This window comes from Sphingomonas sp. Leaf339 (genome assembly GCF_001426195.1).
Classification (GTDB): Bacteria; Pseudomonadota; Alphaproteobacteria; order Sphingomonadales; family Sphingomonadaceae; genus Sphingomonas.
This window is the reverse complement of record NZ_LMRS01000034.1, coordinates 246,114-263,890: the sequence shown is the minus strand read 5'-3', so window position 1 is coordinate 263,890 and position 17,777 is coordinate 246,114. Positions and strand designations below refer to the sequence as shown.

Genomic DNA, 17,777 nt, shown 5'->3' with positions numbered 1-17,777 from the left:
ACGGATTGATCTTGGACGTGATGGGCGTCACGATGCCGGCATGTCCCTTTCGGTGCGAGATTGTTCCATGTTGAAATCTGTCCTGTTTGCCGCTGCCGCGTCGTTGGTGGTGGCGCCCGTCCTCGCGCAACAGGCGCCGGCGCCGAAGACGGCCACCGCACCGGCGGGTGGCGATATCCCGGCCAATTTCACGCCGCCGACCGCGCAGAACGATTACGACAAGCGGGTGGTGATGGTGCCGATGCGCGACGGCACGAAGCTGTACACGGTGATCGTGGTGCCGAAAGGCGCGACGAATGCGCCCATCGTCCTGACGCGCACGCCCTACAACGCCAAGGGTCGCGCCAGCCGCAGCGACAGTTCATCGATGCTCGCCACGTTACCGCTGGCGGACGAGATGTTCGTGAAGGGCGGCTACATCCGCGTGTATCAGGACGTGCGCGGCAAATACGGGTCGGAGGGCGATTACGTCGTGACGCGGCCGGTGATCGGGCCGCTGAATCCGACGAAGGTCGATCACGTCACCGATGCGTACGACACGATCGACTGGCTAGTGAACAAGGCAAACCTGCCCGAATCGAACGGCAAGGTCGGGATGATCGGATCGTCGTACGAGGGCTTCACCGTCGTCATGGCGCTGCTCAATCCGCATCCGGCGTTGAAGGTGGCGGCGCCCGAAAGTCCGATGATCGACGGCTGGATGGGCGACGACTGGTTCCATTACGGCGCCTTCCGCCTGGCGAACATCGCTTGGCTGGGATCGCAGACCGGATACAAGGGTGCCGGCTCGGCGCCGCCGACCGGTGGCTGGGACGATTACGAGAATTTCCGTGACATTGGTTCCGCCGGGGACTGGGCGAAGAAATCGGGATACGACCAGCTGCCGTATTGGCAGCGGATGGTGTCGCACCCCGCCTATGACGGGTTCTGGTCCGGGCAGGCGCTGGACAAGCTGCTGGCGGCCAATCCGTCGAACGTGCCGACGATCTGGGAACAGGGCCTGTGGGATCAGGAGGACATGTACGGCGCGATCACCGCGTGGGAGGCGCTGAAGGCCAAGGGAAAAACGGGCAACAATTTCCTGGTCATGGGGCCGTGGCGGCATAGCCAGGTGAACCGCGAGGGCCGCTCGCTGGGGCCGTTCCAGTGGAATGGCGACACCGCCGCGCAGTTCCGCGAGCAGATGGTGCTGCCGCTGTTCGACCAGTATCTGAAAGACGGGCCGGCGGCGAACCTGCCGGCCGCCGCGATCTACAACACCGGCGAGAACCATTGGGACAAGCTGACGAGCTGGCCGCTGGCCTGCGAACAGGGGTGCGCCGCGCCGCTGACCGCGATCAATTTCGGCGCGGACGGCGGCCTGGGGTTCGGCAAGCAGGCGGCGGGGGACGACAGCTACGTCTCCGATCCTGCCAAGCCGGTTCCGCATCTGCCGCGCCCCGTGAATTTCGGCGATGGCCGCTGGGGCGACTGGCTGGTCAGTGACCAGCGCGGCGTCGATGGACGCACCGATGTGATGACGTACAGCACGCCGGTGCTGACCGCGCCGGTCCGCGTATCAGGCGCGCCGATCGCCGATCTGTTCGCGCGGACGACCGGGACCGACGGCGATTTCGTGGTGAAGGTGATCGACGTCTATCCGGCGGAGAATGCGACGGATGAGAAGATGGGCGGGTACGAACTGCCGATCAGCCTCGACATCTTTCGCGGCCGGTATCGCGATAGCTTCGCCAAGCCATCGGCGATCCCGGCCGGCAAGGTGCAGGAATATAAATTCCGCCTGCCGACGGTGAACCATGTGTTCCAGCCGGGACACCGGATCATGGTGCAGGTGCAGTCCAGCCTGTTCCCGCTCTACGACCGTAATCCGCAGAAACATGTGCCGAACATCTTCCTGGCGAAGAAGGCCGATTACCAGAAGGCGACGGTAACGATCGAACGCGGCGGCGCGACGCCGAGCCGGGTGTGGTTGCCGGTGGTGCCGGTGGATCAGGCTGCGGTGACGGCGCGGTAGTCCTGTTCCCCGGCGGAGGCCGGGGTCCAGTTGGGGGACGTTGCCGAACGGGCGCTTCGCTCCGTTACGAAGACCTTTCCGACTGGGCCCCGGCCTCCGTCGGGGAACGGTATTTAACGCGGCATTACCATCCGTAACACGGTGGGATCGGGAATATCCTCGCTCGGCAGGTCGCGATGCGGTGGGCGGGTCGGCCACGCCAGCGCGATGCCGCTCGCGTCCTCGACCGTGTTCAGCATCATACCCGCCGGCGTGGTGATCGATCCGGCCAGCTTTTCCGCCAACAGCACGCCCGGTTTCTCTTCCAGCCGCTTCAATGTCTTCGCATCGAGCAGAAAGTCGATCGGATTGCCGTCGCGGATCACCGATACGCGGATGCGGTCGCGGCCGACGGGTTCGGCGCCCTTCACGAACAACCGGCTTTCCAGCGAGCCGCCACCACGGAAATCCCAGCGAAATCCCTGCCAGTCGCTGACCTGCGCAATACGCCATCCCTTCGCCTCGTGCCGGGCGACGTAGATCTGGGTGTTTCCCTTGGCATCGAACTTGTGGAACGTAATCATCGCCGCGCCGGCGGGGTCGAAGCCGATGATCGTATTGTTGTTGATCATCCCGCCCTCGACCGGCACGGGATCGACGATCTCGGCGGTGGAAAGCTTGATCGGCAGCGGCAGGGGGGTGCCGTCCGCGCGTTCCCAATGCACCAGATCGCGGCTGCGAGCATAGGACAGGTCGTGGTTGGTTTCCGCCATTGGCGTCTCGCGCCAGACCCAGGCGATATGGAAATATTTGTCCGGCCCCAGCACCGGCCCCATGAAATACGCGTTCCGCTGGCCCTCGCCATCGGTCAGCGGTGTCTGGAGCAGGTGCGTCCACGTCTTCGTCGCGGTATCATAGACGTTGTAGATTTCGTTGCCGTTGCCGCTGCTGCCGTCGCGATATTTATAGACCAGCCGGCCGGCGCCATCGCGCAGGAAGATGGGATAGGTCATCTTCGCCTCGACCGCGGAATCGACCATCACGCGCACCCGCGCCAGCGCGCGGACGTCGCCGGCCACGGTGCTGCGGTAATAGACCATCGGGTCGCCGTGCATGTTGGCGGCGACGTGGATCTGGCCCGGCGTATCCACCGCCATCGCGATGTAATTATGGCTGTCCCAGCCCAACCAGCTGTCGAGCTTGTGATACACCCACGCCGCCGACCGGCGCGGGCGCGACGCGACGGTCAGTTGCCGGTTGGCGTCGTAATAGGCGACGATGATCGCATCCGCCGTCACCTGCAACGCGAAGCGGGCGCTGTGGCCGGACCAGACGCGGTCGATCGCCGACAGTTCGGGACCGGCCGGTACCTCGGCAGTGGCACCCGCCGGACGCTGCGCGGCGATGGCTGGCAGGGCGCAGGCGGCCAGCAGGACGGTCATGAACGGGCGGTGGAACATCGGGCGGCACTTTCCGTCAGGACAAAGAAGGGGAGGCGCAAGGAGGGGAGTGCGCGCGCCTCCCCATCGGGGGTTACAGCGCGAACCGTACCCCGATCTGGTATGTCCGGCCGTCGTAATCGGCGCGGCGTGGTTTCAGCTCCGAATTCTCGAACTCGATGCGCTTGGCGTTGGTTAGGTTGAACGCGTCGGCGGTCAGCGAGATGCTGTCATTGATGTTGAGCGAGGCGGAGGCATCGACCTGGCCGCGCGCCTTCACCTGCCGCGCCGCGCCGGCAAAGGTGCCACCGGCCGCCAGATCATATTTACTGCGGTAGTTGTACGTGCCGCGGATGCCGAAAAGCTTTGTCTCGTAATAGCCGATCACGTTGACGACGTGCTTCGATACGCCGGGCAGGATGGCTTCGGTGCCGTTCGACGCCCGGCCGCTGACGTCGGTAAGCGAATAGTTCACCTGTCCGCCCAGCCCCGACAGAACGCCGGGCAGGAAATCGAAATTCTGTTGAACCGAGAATTCCAGGCCGCGAACGGTGATCGGGCTGGTCGAATTGATGTTGCCGCCCACCACGACCTGCACCGGCTGACCCGCCGACACGAGCGTCGTCGATTGGCAACTGTCGCCGACCAGGCGCAGCGGCCCGAGGCCGAAGCCGCCGCCGTCCGCCGGGCAGAGCAGCGAGCGATCGGTGATCGGCGCGATCAGGCCGTCGATCTTCTTCGAGAAGGCCGCGACCGACACCACGCCGCCCGGCCGGTTGTAGAATTCCAGCGAGGCGTCGAACGAATTGGCAGTGAACGGCTTGATGCCGACATTGCCCAGCGTGACGTTGTACAAGGCGCCGCCGCCGCTGATGACGGTGGAGGGCGATACCTGGCGCGGCTGCGGCCGCACGAACGAGCGGTAATAGGCGCCGCGCAACACCAGCTTGTCGGTCAGGTCGGCGGCGACCAGGATCGACGGCAACCACTCGCCATAAGTGCTGCTGCGTTCCACCGTCGATGGCTGGCCGAGCAACAACTGCGTCGAATCGGTCTGCTGCCGGGTATGTTCGTAACGCAGGCCGACATTGCTGCGGATGTTGATGCCGAGCAGCGTCGTGTCGAGCTTGGCCATCGCATAGCTGGATACGATATCGTTGGTCAGGTTGAAGTTGAGCGAGCCGACGCCGCCATCGGCGGTGTTGTTGACGAAGCCATTCGCGGTCAGCGTCTGGCCCGCGCCCACCGTCACCGGCTTCAGCGCGGCGTCGGTCGCGGCGAAATTCAGTGTCTGCCAGTTGGTGCTGTACCCGGCGAGATTGCCGCCGAAGAAGTCGCCGGCATACGGGCTCTGCACGATCAGGCCCGCATTGATGTTCTGCTGCTGCACGCCGAACACGGTCGACCGGTATTGCTGCGACGTGAACTTGGTCTTCTCGAACCGCGCGCCGACCTGGATACTTTTTAACAGATTACCGTCGAAATAGCGCTCTAGATCGGTCTGGCCGGCATACAGGTTGTTCTTGGCGATGCTCTCGCTGCCCGCGACGATGAACACGTCGCCCGATGCGTTGCGCAACTGGTTGGCATCGAGCACCGCGAATGGCCCCGGCGTGAAGGTGACGGCGGGCGAGGGGTTCAGCAGGAAACGGAAGTCCTCGATATTGCTGCCGCCCGAAAAGGCTGAACCGCTGGTGCCGTTACCCGCAGCGCTGGGCAGTTTGCGGTAATCGAACTGTGTCTGGATGACGGAGTTGCTGGCATCCGAATAGGAGAAGGTGGTCAGCGACCGCCACTCGTCGGTCTTGTAGCCGATATCGCCATAGATGCCGTAGGACTGGATCTTCGACGGTTCGGCACGGGCAGAGGCAAAGACACGCGCATTGCGGAAGTCGTACGCGTTCACATATCGGTTGCCATCGGGCAGCGTGAAGGCGTCGCCGGTCGGGTTCACGACCGTGTTCGCATCGCGCATGTCGTAATCGATGATGTCGGTGTTCGCGTCGCTATAGTTGCGGCGGGTATAGAGCCCGTTCAGGCCAAAGGTCAGCTCGTCCGTCGCCGCCCATTCCGCGCCCGAGGCGATGGTGAAGCGATCGCCCTTGTTGGTCTTCACGAACTGGCGGATGTCGGACGGGAACAGCACGTTGGGGGTGCCGGCGGCACCGAAGCGGGCGACATAATCCGGCGTCGTGGTGCGCGACAGCGGCGTGTACTGCGCGAAGGTGATCGAATCGCGGCGGAAATTCTGCTTGGAATAGGCACCGACGAAATACACGCCGAGCGTGTTGTTCAGCAGATGCTTGGAATAGGAGAGCGAGCCGGCGGGATTGAACTTCTCGGTCAGCTCCTCGTACGCGCCGGCCAGCTTCACCGACAGGGCACCGTCCTTGCGGGCCAGTGCACGTTGGATCTGGAGATCGACATTGCCGCTGATGCCGCCGGGCTGGTCGGCGGCGGAGGGCGACTTGATGATCTGAAACGCGCTGAACACGTCCGATTCGAACGCACCTAATGGGCTGGAGCCGTCGAGCACGGGATCGGCGAAGGTGCTGCCGTTCAACGTGGTGCGGGCATAGGTGCCGGGCAGGCCGCGCAGGTTGATCGTGGCGTCGCGGCTTTCCGCCTCGCGGTTGATCTGGACGCCGGGGACACGCTGCAACGCCTCGCCGACGTTCAGGTCGGGGAAGCGGCCGATGCCATCGGACGAGATGCCGTCGGTGACGCCGACCGCGTTGCGCTTGGCGGCGAGCGCATTGGCGTAGCTCTGGCGGATGCCGGTGACGACGATGTCGGTGTCGCCGACCGGGGCATTGCCCTCGACCTGCGCCTGCACGGCAGCGTCGGCCTGCGCGGGCGGGGCGGTATCGGTCTGCGGATCGGTGCCGGTGACGGGGGTCGGCGGGCGGTTGGTGGCAGAGGTCGCCGGCTGGTCGCGCGCGATCGACTGGCTCTGCGCCATTGTCGGCTGCACCGCAAAAGCTGCGGCGGTGGCCATCAGTGTGACGTACACATTCCGCTTCATTATCCATCCCCCTGGATCGGGGCGGACCGTATGTTCGGACCGTCCTCCCGTTAGGGCCGGATATGTACTATCAATTTTAGGATTGCAATCGGTATTCTATACTTCCGATAGTCATCCCATATAATGGAAATACTGCTATCGATTAATGTCGGTGAGGTCGGCGCTCGACCATCCACCGCCTAGCGCCTGATAGAGAGAGACATAGGCGTTGAGGCGATCGGCCCTCGCCTGAATCAATGTAAGCTCGGCGGTCAGCAGACCGCGCTGCGCATCGAGCTGGTCGATGTACGATGAATATCCGGCCCGGTAGCGGTTCGACGCGTTGCGCAGCGCGCCGGCCAGCGCCTCACGCTGCGCGGCCAGCGCGGTCGCCTGCTGGCCCGAGCGCAGGACGCCGGCGAGGCTGTCGTCGACCTCGCGAAAGGCGGTCAGCGCGCTGCGACGATAGGCGAAGGCGGCGGCATCGCGCCGGGCGGCGGCGGCGCTTGCCTGCGCGCGCAACCGGCCGCCGTCGAACAGCGGTGACAGGATGCTGCCACCCAGCGAGAAGACGCCGATCGGGTTCGACAACGCGGTCGACAGTACGACACCCGCTGATCCGGTGAGGGAGATGCCGGGCAGTAGCGCGGCGCGCGCGCTGTCGAGGCTCCGGTCGGTGGCGACCAGCGTCTGTTCGGCCTGGAACAGGTCGGGACGGCGACGGAGCAGGTCGGCGGGCAGACCATCGGGGATGGCGGGCGCGGCGAGCCGGTCGAGCGCCAGCCCGCGGGTGATCGGGCCGGGCGGATCGCCGATCAGGACGCTCAGTGCATTTTCCTGCCGCGCGATCAGCAACTGCGCTTGTGGCGCCAGTTGTTCGGCGGCGTGATATTCGCCCTCCGCCTGACGCAGTTCGAGGTTCGACGTATAGCCGGTCTCCGCGCGGCGGCGGGCGATGCGCAGCGACTCCGCGCGCGCCGCCAGCGTCTGGCGCGCGACCAGCAACCGGTGGTCGAGCGCGCGCAGCGTGATGTAGCCTGTGGCGACGCCGCTGGCGATCGCCAGGCGCACGGTGTCGCGTGCGCCCTCGCTGGCCAAAGCCTGCGCGCGGGCGGCGGCGCTCGCCGATTTCAGGCGGTCGAACAGGTCGAGGTCGTAACTGGCCTGCACCAGCGGCTGCGCGCCGATCGCCGTGCTGGGCGTACCGAACGGGCTGACGGTCTGGCCATCGGTCAGCGGCACGCCGGCGGTGACGAGCGGCGATTGCTGTGCACGAGCGAGGCGCTCGGCGGCGCGCGCTTCCTCGACCCGCGCGGCGGCGGCGCCGAGATCAGGGCTGTTGGCGAGCGCGCGGGTGACATAGCCGGTCAGCACCGGGTCGCCGAACGCGTTCCACCAGTCGGTGCGGATCGGCGCGCCGGGGCCGAGCGCGGTGCGCCAGGCCGGCGGCGCGACCACCGCGACTCCGGCGGGCGGCGCGGGGCGCGGGCCGGCGCAGGCCGCGAGGGCTAGCACGACCGTCAGCGAGCCGAGCTTCTTCACCGGACGGCGGGTCCACCCGAGGTATCGACACGCGCCTGCACCGACATGCCTGGGCGCAGCCGGTCGATCAGCGGCTGGCCGGGATCGATGCGGATGCGCACCGCGATGCGTTGCGGCACCTTGGTGAAATTGCCGGTCGCATTGTCCGATTTCAGCACCGCGAATTCCGAACCGGCGGCCGGCGACAGCCGCTCGACATGCCCGGTCAGGCGCGCATTGGCGAGGCCATCGACGGTGAACGACGCGGGCTGGCCCACCGCCATCCGCGCGGTCTGCGCCTCCTTGAAATTGGCGATGACCCAGGTTTCGGGGGGCACGAGGAACATCAACTGCGACCCGGCGGTAACGTACTGCCCCAGCCGCACGCCGACCTCGCTCAGGCGACCCGTCTCCGGCGCGCGGACCAGCGTATTGGCTAGATCGATCTGCGCGAGGCGACGGGCCGCTTCCGCACCCGAAACACCCGCCTGCTGGCCGCCACGACCGACCTCAACGGTGCGGATATCCTGACGGGCGATCTCGCGCGCGGCCTGTGCCTGACGCACACCGGCCTGCGCCTGACGCAGCGCCGCCAGCGTCTGGTCGCGTTCGCGTAAGCTGACCGATCCGTCGGTGACGAGGTCGTTGACGCGGTTCATGTCGGCTTGCGCGCGCATCAACTGCGCCTCGGCATTGGCGACGGCGGCGGTCTGCGCGGCGAGGCTGGCCTGACGGCTGCGCGCGGATTGCAGCGCGTTGTCGAGCGTGGCGGACTGGGCGGCGACCTGCGCCTCGGCCTGCTCGACGCGCTGGCGATAGATGCGGTCGTCGATCTGGACCAGCGGCGTACCGGCGGTCACGGTGGCGAAGTCGCGGACCAGCACCTTCGTCACATATCCCGACACCTGCGGACTGATGACAGTGGTGCGACCGCGAACATAGGCGTTGTCGGTCGATTCATAGTCCGACGTGAACGGCGGCAACCGCCACGCCGCGAGCACCGCCAGCACGCCGGCGATGGCGACTAGTGTGATGACGATGAGGGCCGTGCGACTGGGCCGGGCGGGGCGCCAGCCGGAACCGACCGGCGCGGCGACGGGGGCCGCGACCGGCGCGACCTCGGCGGCGCGTTCCTCGGTCACGGGGCCGGGGGAGACAGGGCTGGTGGAGACAGGGGATCGGGTATCGGTCATGCGGGCCCCTACATGGCCACCGCACGCCGTTCGCGCCAGCGCCGACGTGCGAGGAGGAAAGCGAGATAGGCCGACGTCGCCGCCGCCAGGATCGCGACGAGGCGGAATACGTCGTCATACGCCAGTACGTTCGCCTCGCGCGTCGCGGTCTGGGCCAGGATCGCGGCGCCCTCCGCCGATCGCAGCGCCGGATCGCCGACGACGCGACCTACCGCCGCGCCGCCTGCCTGGATACGCTGCGTCACGATCGGGTTGCTGGCGTCGAGCTGTTCGACGATCGCGGCGCTGTTCTCCTTCTCGCGCACCACCTGATAGGTGCCGAGCAAAGCGGCGCCACCAAGGCCGCCGATCGAATTGATGATCCCGAACAGCGCGATGAAGCTGATGATATGGCCGCTCCCCTCCTTCAGCGCGCGCGTCATGCCGAACAGCAGCGATGGGCCGAGGAAGAAGGTCGCGGAAAACGCGATCAGCGCCTGCGTCAGGTAAAGCTGCGGCGCGCGCGTCAGGCTGGTCGAATAGGAATCGACATAGGCGGCGACCGCGACGAGGCCGATCGACAGCATCACCGGATGCGCCAGCTTGTTCACGTCGAGCATGACCGCGCTCAGCACGACCCCCGCGACCGAGGCAGCGAAGATGATCGAAAAGAACGGCACGAGCTGATCGTTGTTCTGCCCCAGCGTCGTCAACAGGCCGACCGCGGCATAGGTCTGTTCGGACAGGACGATGCGCGCCATGATCGTGACGATCGTGAAGCGGACGATGTCGGCGCTGCCCAGCCAGCGGGTGTTGAGCAGTGGATTGGCGCGGTGATGTTCGATCATCAGCGCCGCCGCCAGCATCGGGATGGCGGCGATCAGCGCCCAGCCGATCCACCCGGCTTCCGTCCACCAGACGATCCGGCCAAGACCGAGCACCGCGGAAAACAGCGCCATCGATCCCGCGAACAGGACGAAGGTGAGGAAATCGAGCGGCTCGAACGCCTTTTGCCGCGTGGTCGGCGGCAGGCGGAGCGTCGCGACGGCGGCAAGGCTGAGCAGCGCCAGTCCCAACTCGAACAGATACAAAGTCCGCCATTGCGACATCGCCAGCAGATCGGGCGAGAACAGGCGCGCGAGCGGCGTCGCGCATTGCGGCACGCCGATGCCCAGCACCACCGCTTTCAGCCGCCATTTCGCGGGCAGCGACTGCATCATGTAATACAGGCACAGGCTGGACACGGCGGCGCCCGCCATGCCGCTGGCCGCCCGTACTGCGATCGCCGACGCGAAGCCGTGGACGAACAGATGCGCGAAGGTGAGGAGCGCATAGATACCGAGGAAGATCATCGCGAACGGGCGCAGGCCGAATTGCTGCCTGAACTTTATCATGATCAGGTTGATCGACACGTTGGTCATCACATAGACCGTCGGCAACCACGCGATCTGCGCCGGATCGAGGCCCAGCGCACCCTGCAACGTATAGGTGTTCGCCGAGATCAGCGCGTTGCCGAACCCGGCGGTCAGGCCAAGGAGGACGGCGATCAGGCCGTAGGCAAGGCGGCGATGATGCGGATGATCGGGTGAACCGGGGGAGCCGGGCATTACCGGCGCCTCGTGCGGGGCGAAGGTCCACTGCTCTTCCGAGAGGAAACGGCGCGCACGGTTGATCATCGGTCGTTCGATTAAGCCGATGGCGCGGCGGCGGAAAGCCCCGATCGTGTCGCTCGTGCGTTGGGCCGCTCGATCACACTTCTGCACGCAAGGACGAATCTGCGATGAAACCGACCGGCAACACCATTCTCATCACCGGCGGCGGGTCCGGTATCGGCCAGGCGCTGGCACGCCGGTTTCACGCGCTGGGCAATCAGGTGATCGTCGCCGGCCGCCGCCGCGATGCGCTGGACGAGACGATCGCCGGGCATGACGGGATGGCCGCGATGGTCGTCGATGTCGAGGATCCGGCCGCGATCGCCACGTTCGCCGATCGGTTGATCGCCGATCATCCCGCGCTGAACGTCGTCATCAACAATGCCGGCATCATGCGCAGCGAAACCCTGACCGGCGCACGCGATCTGGCGGATGCGGAGGCGATGATCGTCACCAATCTGCTGGGGCCGATCCGGCTGACCAACGCGCTGGTCGATCATCTGACGCGCCAGCCGGACCCGGTAATCGTGAACGTCACGTCGGGGCTGGCGTTCGTGCCGATGGTGTCGGCGCCGACCTATTCCGCGACCAAGGCGGCGATCCATTCCTACACGCTGTCGCTGCGGCACCAGTTGCACGGGCAGGTCGAGGTGATCGAACTGGCACCTCCCGGCGTGCAGACCGACCTGACACCAGGACAGGCAACGCGCGATATGTATATGCCGCTTGCCGACTATATCGACGAGGTGATGGGCCTGTTCGAACAGCAGCCGACACCATCGGAGATACTGGTCGAACGGGTGAAGATGCTCCGCCATGCCGAGGCGGAGGGACGGTTCGATCAGGTGATGGCGGGGTTGAACGGCGCCGTGTGATGCTCGTTCAGCGGGCATGAAGCGCGCGCGTGGCCGTTTCGCTTCCCCGGCAGAGGTCGGGGAAGCTGTTCAGGACGGCTCAACCTCGATCCCCGACACCATCGCATCGCCGGCTTGCCCCGCAAAGCTCAGGTCAAGCACGCCGTCGCCGACATCGACCGTGAAGCGTCGGGTCAGCGCGGTCATCGCCCCGCCGGCTTCGCGCACCATGTCGATCGGCTTGCCCATCGCCTTCCCCTCGGCCGCGACGGTGAAGACGCGCTGGCCGCGGTGCTTGTCAGCGACCGGTTCGAACAGGTGCAGCGTAACACGATACCGCCCCTTGGCGACGGGAATGGCATAGCGAAAATTCCCCTCGCGCCAGCTTTCATACGGCGCCTGATCCACAGTGCCGGCGACCGGCCGCACTGGACCCGGCTGGCCGCCGCGCGAGGATGAGGGCTGGTCGCGGAAATGGCCGGTGCCGCCGATCATGAAGACGTCCGATCCCCATCGCTTGCCATCCTTGCCTACCCCGCCGGTCAGGGTGCCGGCGCGGATGGCGTAGGTATCGGCGCGGCCGGCAAACCGCCATGTCATCGTATCCGCCACGCCGTCGCCCGATGCCTCGAACCGGTTGTCGCCGGGGGTCAGCGCGACGTTCGGCCAGCGGCAGATGCCCATCGCGCAGGTCGCCGTACCGATCGCGCGGCCGTTCAGTGTCAGGCGCAGCGTTGGCTGGTTGCTATATGCCTTCACCTCGGCCAGCGGATAGGGGCGATCGGCGTGGCGGCTGCCGGTCAGGTGGACGAACGGATCGGCGGACCAGTTCGCCTTGTAGAAATAATACGCGTCCTTCTTCGTCCGGCGGTCGAACGTCACCAGCCCCTTGTCGTTGGTGTCGGTCAGGTCGCCTTCCAGCCGCAGCTCGTTCGAGAAATCGAACATGTTCCACACCCAGCTCGCCCAGACGAAGGGTGCAGCGGCGATCTGGCGCCAGCTTTCTTCCAGGATATAGTTCTGGAATTCCTCCGGATGTGGGCGGCCGAATGCGGCGATCGGGCCACCGCGCGGATCGTCGCTGTGCTGGGTCAGCGCACCGCCCGCACCATATTCGCTGATCGAAATCGGCTGGTGCGGATAGAGCTTATGCAGGCGGGCGAGGTCGGGGCCGAGCAGGTTGACGTCGTTGGCATACCAGCCATGATAGCGGTTATAGCCGATCACATCGGTGATCCCCGCCACCGTATCGAGGCCCGCGCGCGCCTCCGCCGGGATCGATCCGCAGCAATCGGCCAGCGTGGCGGGGCGCGACGGGTCTTCATCATGAACGACGCGCTGCAGGCGTTCGAGCAGCGGCCGGGCGTTCGACGTACCGCGACCCTTGGCGGCTTCGAGGTTCACTTCGTTGGCGATTGACCAGACGGCGATCGAAGGATGGTTGTAATTCTGGCGGATCAATTCGCGCAGTTGCTGTTCGGCATTGGCGGCGAAGCCCGGTGTCGTCGTCGCGCTGGCCCAGGGGGCGGAGCGATCGACCAGCGGTATCTCCGCCCATGTCACCAGGCCGGCTTTGTCGGTGGCGGCATAGGCGGCGTCGGCATGTTGATAATGCGCCAGGCGTAGTGTGTTGGCGCCGATATCCTTGATGATCGCCATATCCTCGGCGATGTCGGCGTCGTCGATCGCCCAACCCTTCACCGGCCGGTCCTGATGACGGGACACACCGCGCAGGGGTAGCGCGCGACCGTTCAGGTGAAAGCCGGTGTCCGGGTCAATGCGGAAGGTGCGGATACCGAGCGGCTGTTCGACCCGGTCCAGCATCGCGCCACCCTTGCCGACAACCTCGACGCGCAGTGTGTAGAGATAGGGATCGGCGACACCGTTCCACAGGTGAGGGGTCGGGACGGCGATCGTCTGGGTGGTGACGCCCGATCCGGTGGCGGCGATGGTCGCGGGGGTGGCGGCGGTCGCGACCGTTCGGCCGGTGGCGTCCAGCACGGTTGCCTGCACACGCACGCCGGCGGCGCGGCGGCGATCGTTTTCCAGCCGCGTCGTTACTGATACCTTGGCGCGCGTCGCATCGGCGGTCAGCGTGCGGGCATAGATGCCGGGGCCGCCGAAATCGCGCATCGCGACGCGGACCGGATCGGTCATGACCAGCGAGACACCGCGGTACAGGCCGCCATACATCGGCCAGTCGCCGTTCATCGGCAGCACTTCCGCGGTCGGCGAGCCGGGATCGCGCGGCGAGCTGTTGTCGACCCGGATGACCAATATATTGTCGCCCGCCGGCTTCAGCGCCGCCGTCGCGTCGAAGCGGAAACGGGCAAAGGCGCCGGCATGACGGCCGAGATGGACGCCGTTGACCCAGACATCGGCGATGATGCTGGCCGCGTCGATCTCGATCCACGCCCGACGATCGCCGAGGCTGTCAGGGGTGGCGAAGGTGCGGCGATACCAGCCGGCGCCGTGGACGTTCTGGTAATCGGTGCGCCGTTCGGCGGTGCCGCCCATCCGGTTCCAGTTGTGCGGCAGGGACACGCGCGACCAGCCGGCATCGTCGAACGTCGCGGCTTGCGCGGCCATGGGCTGGTCGCCGAGCTTAAAACGCCAGTCCGCCGTCAGCGGTACCGTGTCGCGCGGGGCCGCCTGAACGGCCGATGCCGCCAGCATCGATATTGCCAGAATAAGTTCACGATATGGGATCATGGTCCGCATCCTCTTCGATCCGACGTCTAATCGAAGCGCCGGTGAAGGGGAAGCGGGTCAGCGCAACTGGCAGATGTCGAGCACGTCCATGTCGTTGTAATCGAGATTCTCGCCCGCCATTGCCCAGATGAAGCTGTAGTTGCTGGTGCCGGCACCCATGTGAACGGACCAGGGCGGTGAGATCACCACCTCCTCGTTATCCATCACGATATGGCGCAGATCGTCGGGTTGGCCCATATAATGGAAGACGCGATTGTCGTCCTCCAGATCGAAATACAGATAGATTTCGGAACGGCGCTCATGAACATGCGGCGGCATCGTGTTCCAGACGCTGCCGGGTTTCAGGATGGTGAGCCCCAGGCACAGCGATGCGCTCTGGCAGGTATGCGGCAGCAGCAACTGGAAGATGCTCCGCTCGTTCGAGGTCTTCAGGCTGCCGCGCTCCATCGGATTGGCCTCGTCCCGGACCAGCTTGCGCAGCGGGAAGGCGGCATGGGCCGGGACGCTCAGTAGATAGAAGCGCGCGCCGTCGCCCGCGAAGGTCACGTCGGCCGATCCCATCGGTACATATAGCGCCTCGTATTTGGCGATCGTGATCGCCTCGCCATCGACGGTGACGATGCCGTCACCATGGCCGATGTTGACGACGCTCATCTCGCGACGTTCCAGCAGGGGATGTCCCGCCGCGCTGGCCGGTTCCGTCTGGCGGGGCAGGGCGATCGGATCGCCCGCCGGCACCGCGCCACCGATGATGAAGCGTTCGCCATGCGAATAGGTGAGGACGATCTCACCCGCCCGGAACAGCCCGCCGACCAGATACCGGTCGCGCAGGTCCTGCCCTGACGCGGTATCCATCATGTCGGGATGGCTGGCGTAATAGGTGCGCTCGAACATCAGCGGAGATTCAGATCGGCGACGGCGGTGGCCGCCAGCAGGAACGCGCCGACGCCGTAATATTGCGTATCGGTCGGCTCCACTTTTTCCGGTCGGTCGCTGACCTGTTGCACCCAGCCGAGCCGGCCATCGGGCTGGATCGCCCGGACAAGGCCGGCCCAGCCGCGACGCACGACGGGCTCATAGGTCGGACGGTCGAGCAGCCCGGCCTTGATCCCCCACGCCATGCCGTAGGTGAAGAAGCCGGTGCCACTCGATTCCGGCGGCGCATTTTCGGGCGCGAGCAGCGAGGGCGCCCAATAACCGTCGGGCTTTTGCAGGCCCTTCAGTCGCACCGCCATTTCGACGAACAGGCGTTCCATGCGGACACGGTCGGCGCTGCCCTTGGGCAACAGTGGAATGATCCGCGCCATGCCGGCAAAGACCCAGCCATTGCCGCGGCTCCAGAACTGCTTGCGCCCCTTGTCGTCGCGGCGGTCGAAGAAGCGGCTGTCGCGGTAATACAGGTGTTCGACCGGATCGAACAGGAAGTCGGTGGTCGCCCAGAACTCCTTCATCGCGAAGTCGCGATACTGGGGATCGTCGGTCTGCTGCGTCAGCGCGACGAGCGCGGGCGGCGCCATGAACAGCGCGTCGCACCAGCACCACCGCGTCAGGCATTCGGTGTCGCCATAACCCGCCGGCGGCACCGCGAAGGCGAGCGTGGTGACGGCGGGCTTGGCCAGGATGCGGTCGAAGGTCGCCTTGGTCGGCGCCATCGCCGACGCCCCGGCGCCGTTGCGCGCGGCCCAGAGATAGGATTGGGTGATCGCGTGATCGTCGGCGAAATAGGGCTTCGCGCCCGGTTGCCACTCGTTCGCGCGGCCCATTGCCATGATCGCCTGTTTGATCTTGGGCGACTTGCCGGCATCGGCGAGGGCGGTCATGCCGACCCAGAACACCGCCTGTTCCCAGGCGCGCGGGTTCTTCGTCTCATGCGTTGCGCGCGACACGGTGGCGGTGTCGGACATCCGGCCGAGCTGCCATTCCGCCAACCGGGTGGCCGCGGCGATCGCGGCGCGGGGGCTGGCGGTGTCGGCGGCCGCGCTGGTCGGCGCCTGTGCGGCGACGGGCAGGGCAAGCGCTTGCGCCGCCATCAGCGCGACAAGGGGGCGGACGATCATGCGGATGTCTCCGAAGCAGCAAGGGGAAGGCCCGCGCGCGTCGGCGTCAGGCGGGGACTGAGCAGATGAAGTGCGATCAGCCCCAGGAAATACGCACCGCCGGCGACCGCGAAGATCGGGCCGTAACTGCCCGACACGTCGAGGACATAGCCGATGAACTTGGCGATCAGCATGCCGCCGATCGCCCCCGCCGTGCCGCCGATGCCGACCACCGATCCCACCGCCGCGCGCGGGAACAGATCGGACGGCAACGTCAGGAGATTGGCCGAGAACGCCTGATGCCCGGCGGTGGCGAGCCCGATCAGCAGCACCGCCGTCCACAGCGAATCGATATATTGCACGGTGACGATCGGCAGGATCAGGAACGCGCAGGCCAGCATCGTCAGCTTGCGCGCGGCATTGACGCTGTATCCCGCCTTCAACAGCCGCGACGATGCCCAGCCACCCGCCACGCTGCCCAGATCGGAGATGACATAGATCACGACCAGCGGCGGCCCGAAACTCTTCAGGTCGAGGCCGTATCGCTTGCCCAAGAAATCGGGCAGCCAGAACAGGAACATCCACCAGATCGGGTCGGTGAAGAATTTCGGCAGCGCATAGGCCCAGGTCTCGCGCACCGCGAACAGCTTGCGCCACGGCAGATGGCCGGCGGGGGCAACGGGATCGCTGCGGATGAACGCCAGTTCCTCCGCGCCGACGCGGGTGTGTTCCTCGGGCCGGCGATAGATGGCGATCCACGCGATCAACCAGACGACGCTGAACGCGCCCGTCGCGATGAACGCCATCCGCCAACCATAGGCGAGCGCGATGGCGGGGACGAGCAGCGGCGTGACGATCGCGCCGACATTGGCGCCGGCGTTGAACAGCCCGACCGCAAACGCGCGCTCGCGTTGCGGGAACCAGTCGCTGACCACTTTCAAGCCGGCGGGAAAGTTGCCGGATTCGCCCAGTCCCAGCGCGAAGCGGACGACCGCGAACTGCACGACGCTGTTCACCAGCCCATGCGCCATGTGCGCCAACGTCCAGAAGGTGAAGGCGACGGCATAACCGACCCGCGCGCCCGCCACGTCCATGAACCGGCCGACGCACAGGAAGCCGATCGCATAGGCGGCCTGAAACCAGAACACGATGTCGGCATACTGGCTCTCGCGCCAGCCGAGATCGGCCTGCAACAGCGGCTTCAGCACGCCGATCATCTGACGATCGACGTAATTGATCGCGGTGGCGGCGAACAACAGCCCGCAGATCACCCAGCGATAGGACCCGGCGCGCGTCGCCGCGCCGGTGATCGCGGCATCGGCAGTGGTATCGACGGGATCGGTCATGACGTTGCGGATCGATTAGGGCTGGGCATCCGCGGTGTCATCCTCACT

The 17,777-nt window shown here is 66.1% G+C and carries 11 protein-coding genes; 2 read left to right on the top strand and 9 right to left on the bottom strand.

Going from position 1 to position 17,777, the window contains the following annotated elements:
* Positions 1–67 precede the first annotated feature (67 nt).
* Entirely contained in the window at positions 68–2,014 is a 1,947-nt protein-coding gene (locus ASG67_RS13650) for a CocE/NonD family hydrolase (protein ID WP_056531256.1), read from the top strand.
* Between the two features lie 113 nt (positions 2,015–2,127).
* On the opposite strand, the gene ASG67_RS13645 is transcribed toward ASG67_RS13650, so the two are convergent.
* The 5 genes from ASG67_RS13645 to ASG67_RS13625 form a co-directional block, all read right to left on the bottom strand.
* Positions 2,128–3,453 (bottom strand): BNR repeat-containing protein, encoded by a 1,326-nt coding sequence (locus tag ASG67_RS13645; RefSeq protein WP_056531254.1) that lies wholly within the window; start codon positions 3,451–3,453, stop codon positions 2,128–2,130.
* A gap of 73 nt (positions 3,454–3,526) precedes the next feature.
* A complete protein-coding gene (locus ASG67_RS13640) occupies positions 3,527–6,457 on the bottom strand; it encodes a TonB-dependent receptor (protein WP_056531252.1) in 2,931 nt (976 codons plus the stop codon).
* Positions 6,458–6,592: 135 nt separating this feature from the next.
* Positions 6,593–7,978: an efflux transporter outer membrane subunit gene (locus tag ASG67_RS13635; RefSeq protein ID WP_056531251.1), complete on the bottom strand. Its 1,386-nt coding sequence runs from the start codon at positions 7,976–7,978 to the stop codon at positions 6,593–6,595.
* A complete protein-coding gene (locus tag ASG67_RS13630) occupies positions 7,975–9,150 on the bottom strand; it encodes an HlyD family secretion protein (RefSeq protein WP_056531249.1) in 1,176 nt (391 codons plus the stop codon). The genes ASG67_RS13635 and ASG67_RS13630 overlap by 4 nt, the downstream gene beginning before the upstream one ends.
* Positions 9,151–9,158: 8 nt before the next feature.
* Entirely contained in the window at positions 9,159–10,805 is a 1,647-nt protein-coding gene (locus ASG67_RS13625) for an MFS transporter (RefSeq protein ID WP_056531247.1), read from the bottom strand.
* 104 nt (positions 10,806–10,909) lie between these two features.
* Here ASG67_RS13625 and ASG67_RS13620 point away from each other — a divergent pair, with 104 nt between their 5' ends.
* Positions 10,910–11,656 carry an SDR family oxidoreductase gene (locus tag ASG67_RS13620; RefSeq protein ID WP_056531245.1) on the top strand — a complete coding sequence of 249 codons (747 nt, stop codon included), beginning with the start codon at positions 10,910–10,912 and terminating at the stop codon, positions 11,654–11,656.
* Between the two features lie 69 nt (positions 11,657–11,725).
* Here ASG67_RS13620 and ASG67_RS13615 read toward each other — a convergent pair whose 3' ends face one another.
* From ASG67_RS13615 to ASG67_RS13600, 4 genes are read right to left on the bottom strand one after another with little or no spacing between them, the layout of a single operon-like run.
* Positions 11,726–14,347: a glycoside hydrolase family 2 TIM barrel-domain containing protein gene (locus tag ASG67_RS13615; RefSeq protein ID WP_156460822.1), complete on the bottom strand. Its 2,622-nt coding sequence runs from the start codon at positions 14,345–14,347 to the stop codon at positions 11,726–11,728.
* A gap of 57 nt (positions 14,348–14,404) precedes the next feature.
* On the bottom strand, positions 14,405–15,241 hold the full coding sequence (gene kduI, locus ASG67_RS13610; protein WP_056531241.1) for a 5-dehydro-4-deoxy-D-glucuronate isomerase: 837 nt from the start codon (positions 15,239–15,241) through the stop codon (positions 14,405–14,407).
* Positions 15,241–16,404, bottom strand: a complete 1,164-nt coding sequence (locus ASG67_RS13605; protein ID WP_056531238.1) for a glycoside hydrolase family 105 protein — start codon at positions 16,402–16,404, stop codon at positions 15,241–15,243. Before ASG67_RS13605 ends, kduI begins: the two co-directional genes overlap by 1 nt.
* The gene (locus ASG67_RS13600; protein ID WP_056531235.1) at positions 16,401–17,729 is read right to left on the bottom strand and encodes an MFS transporter; all 1,329 of its coding nucleotides are present in this window, start codon (positions 17,727–17,729) and stop codon (positions 16,401–16,403) included. The genes ASG67_RS13605 and ASG67_RS13600 overlap by 4 nt, the downstream gene beginning before the upstream one ends.
* Positions 17,730–17,777: the final 48 nt, after the last annotated feature.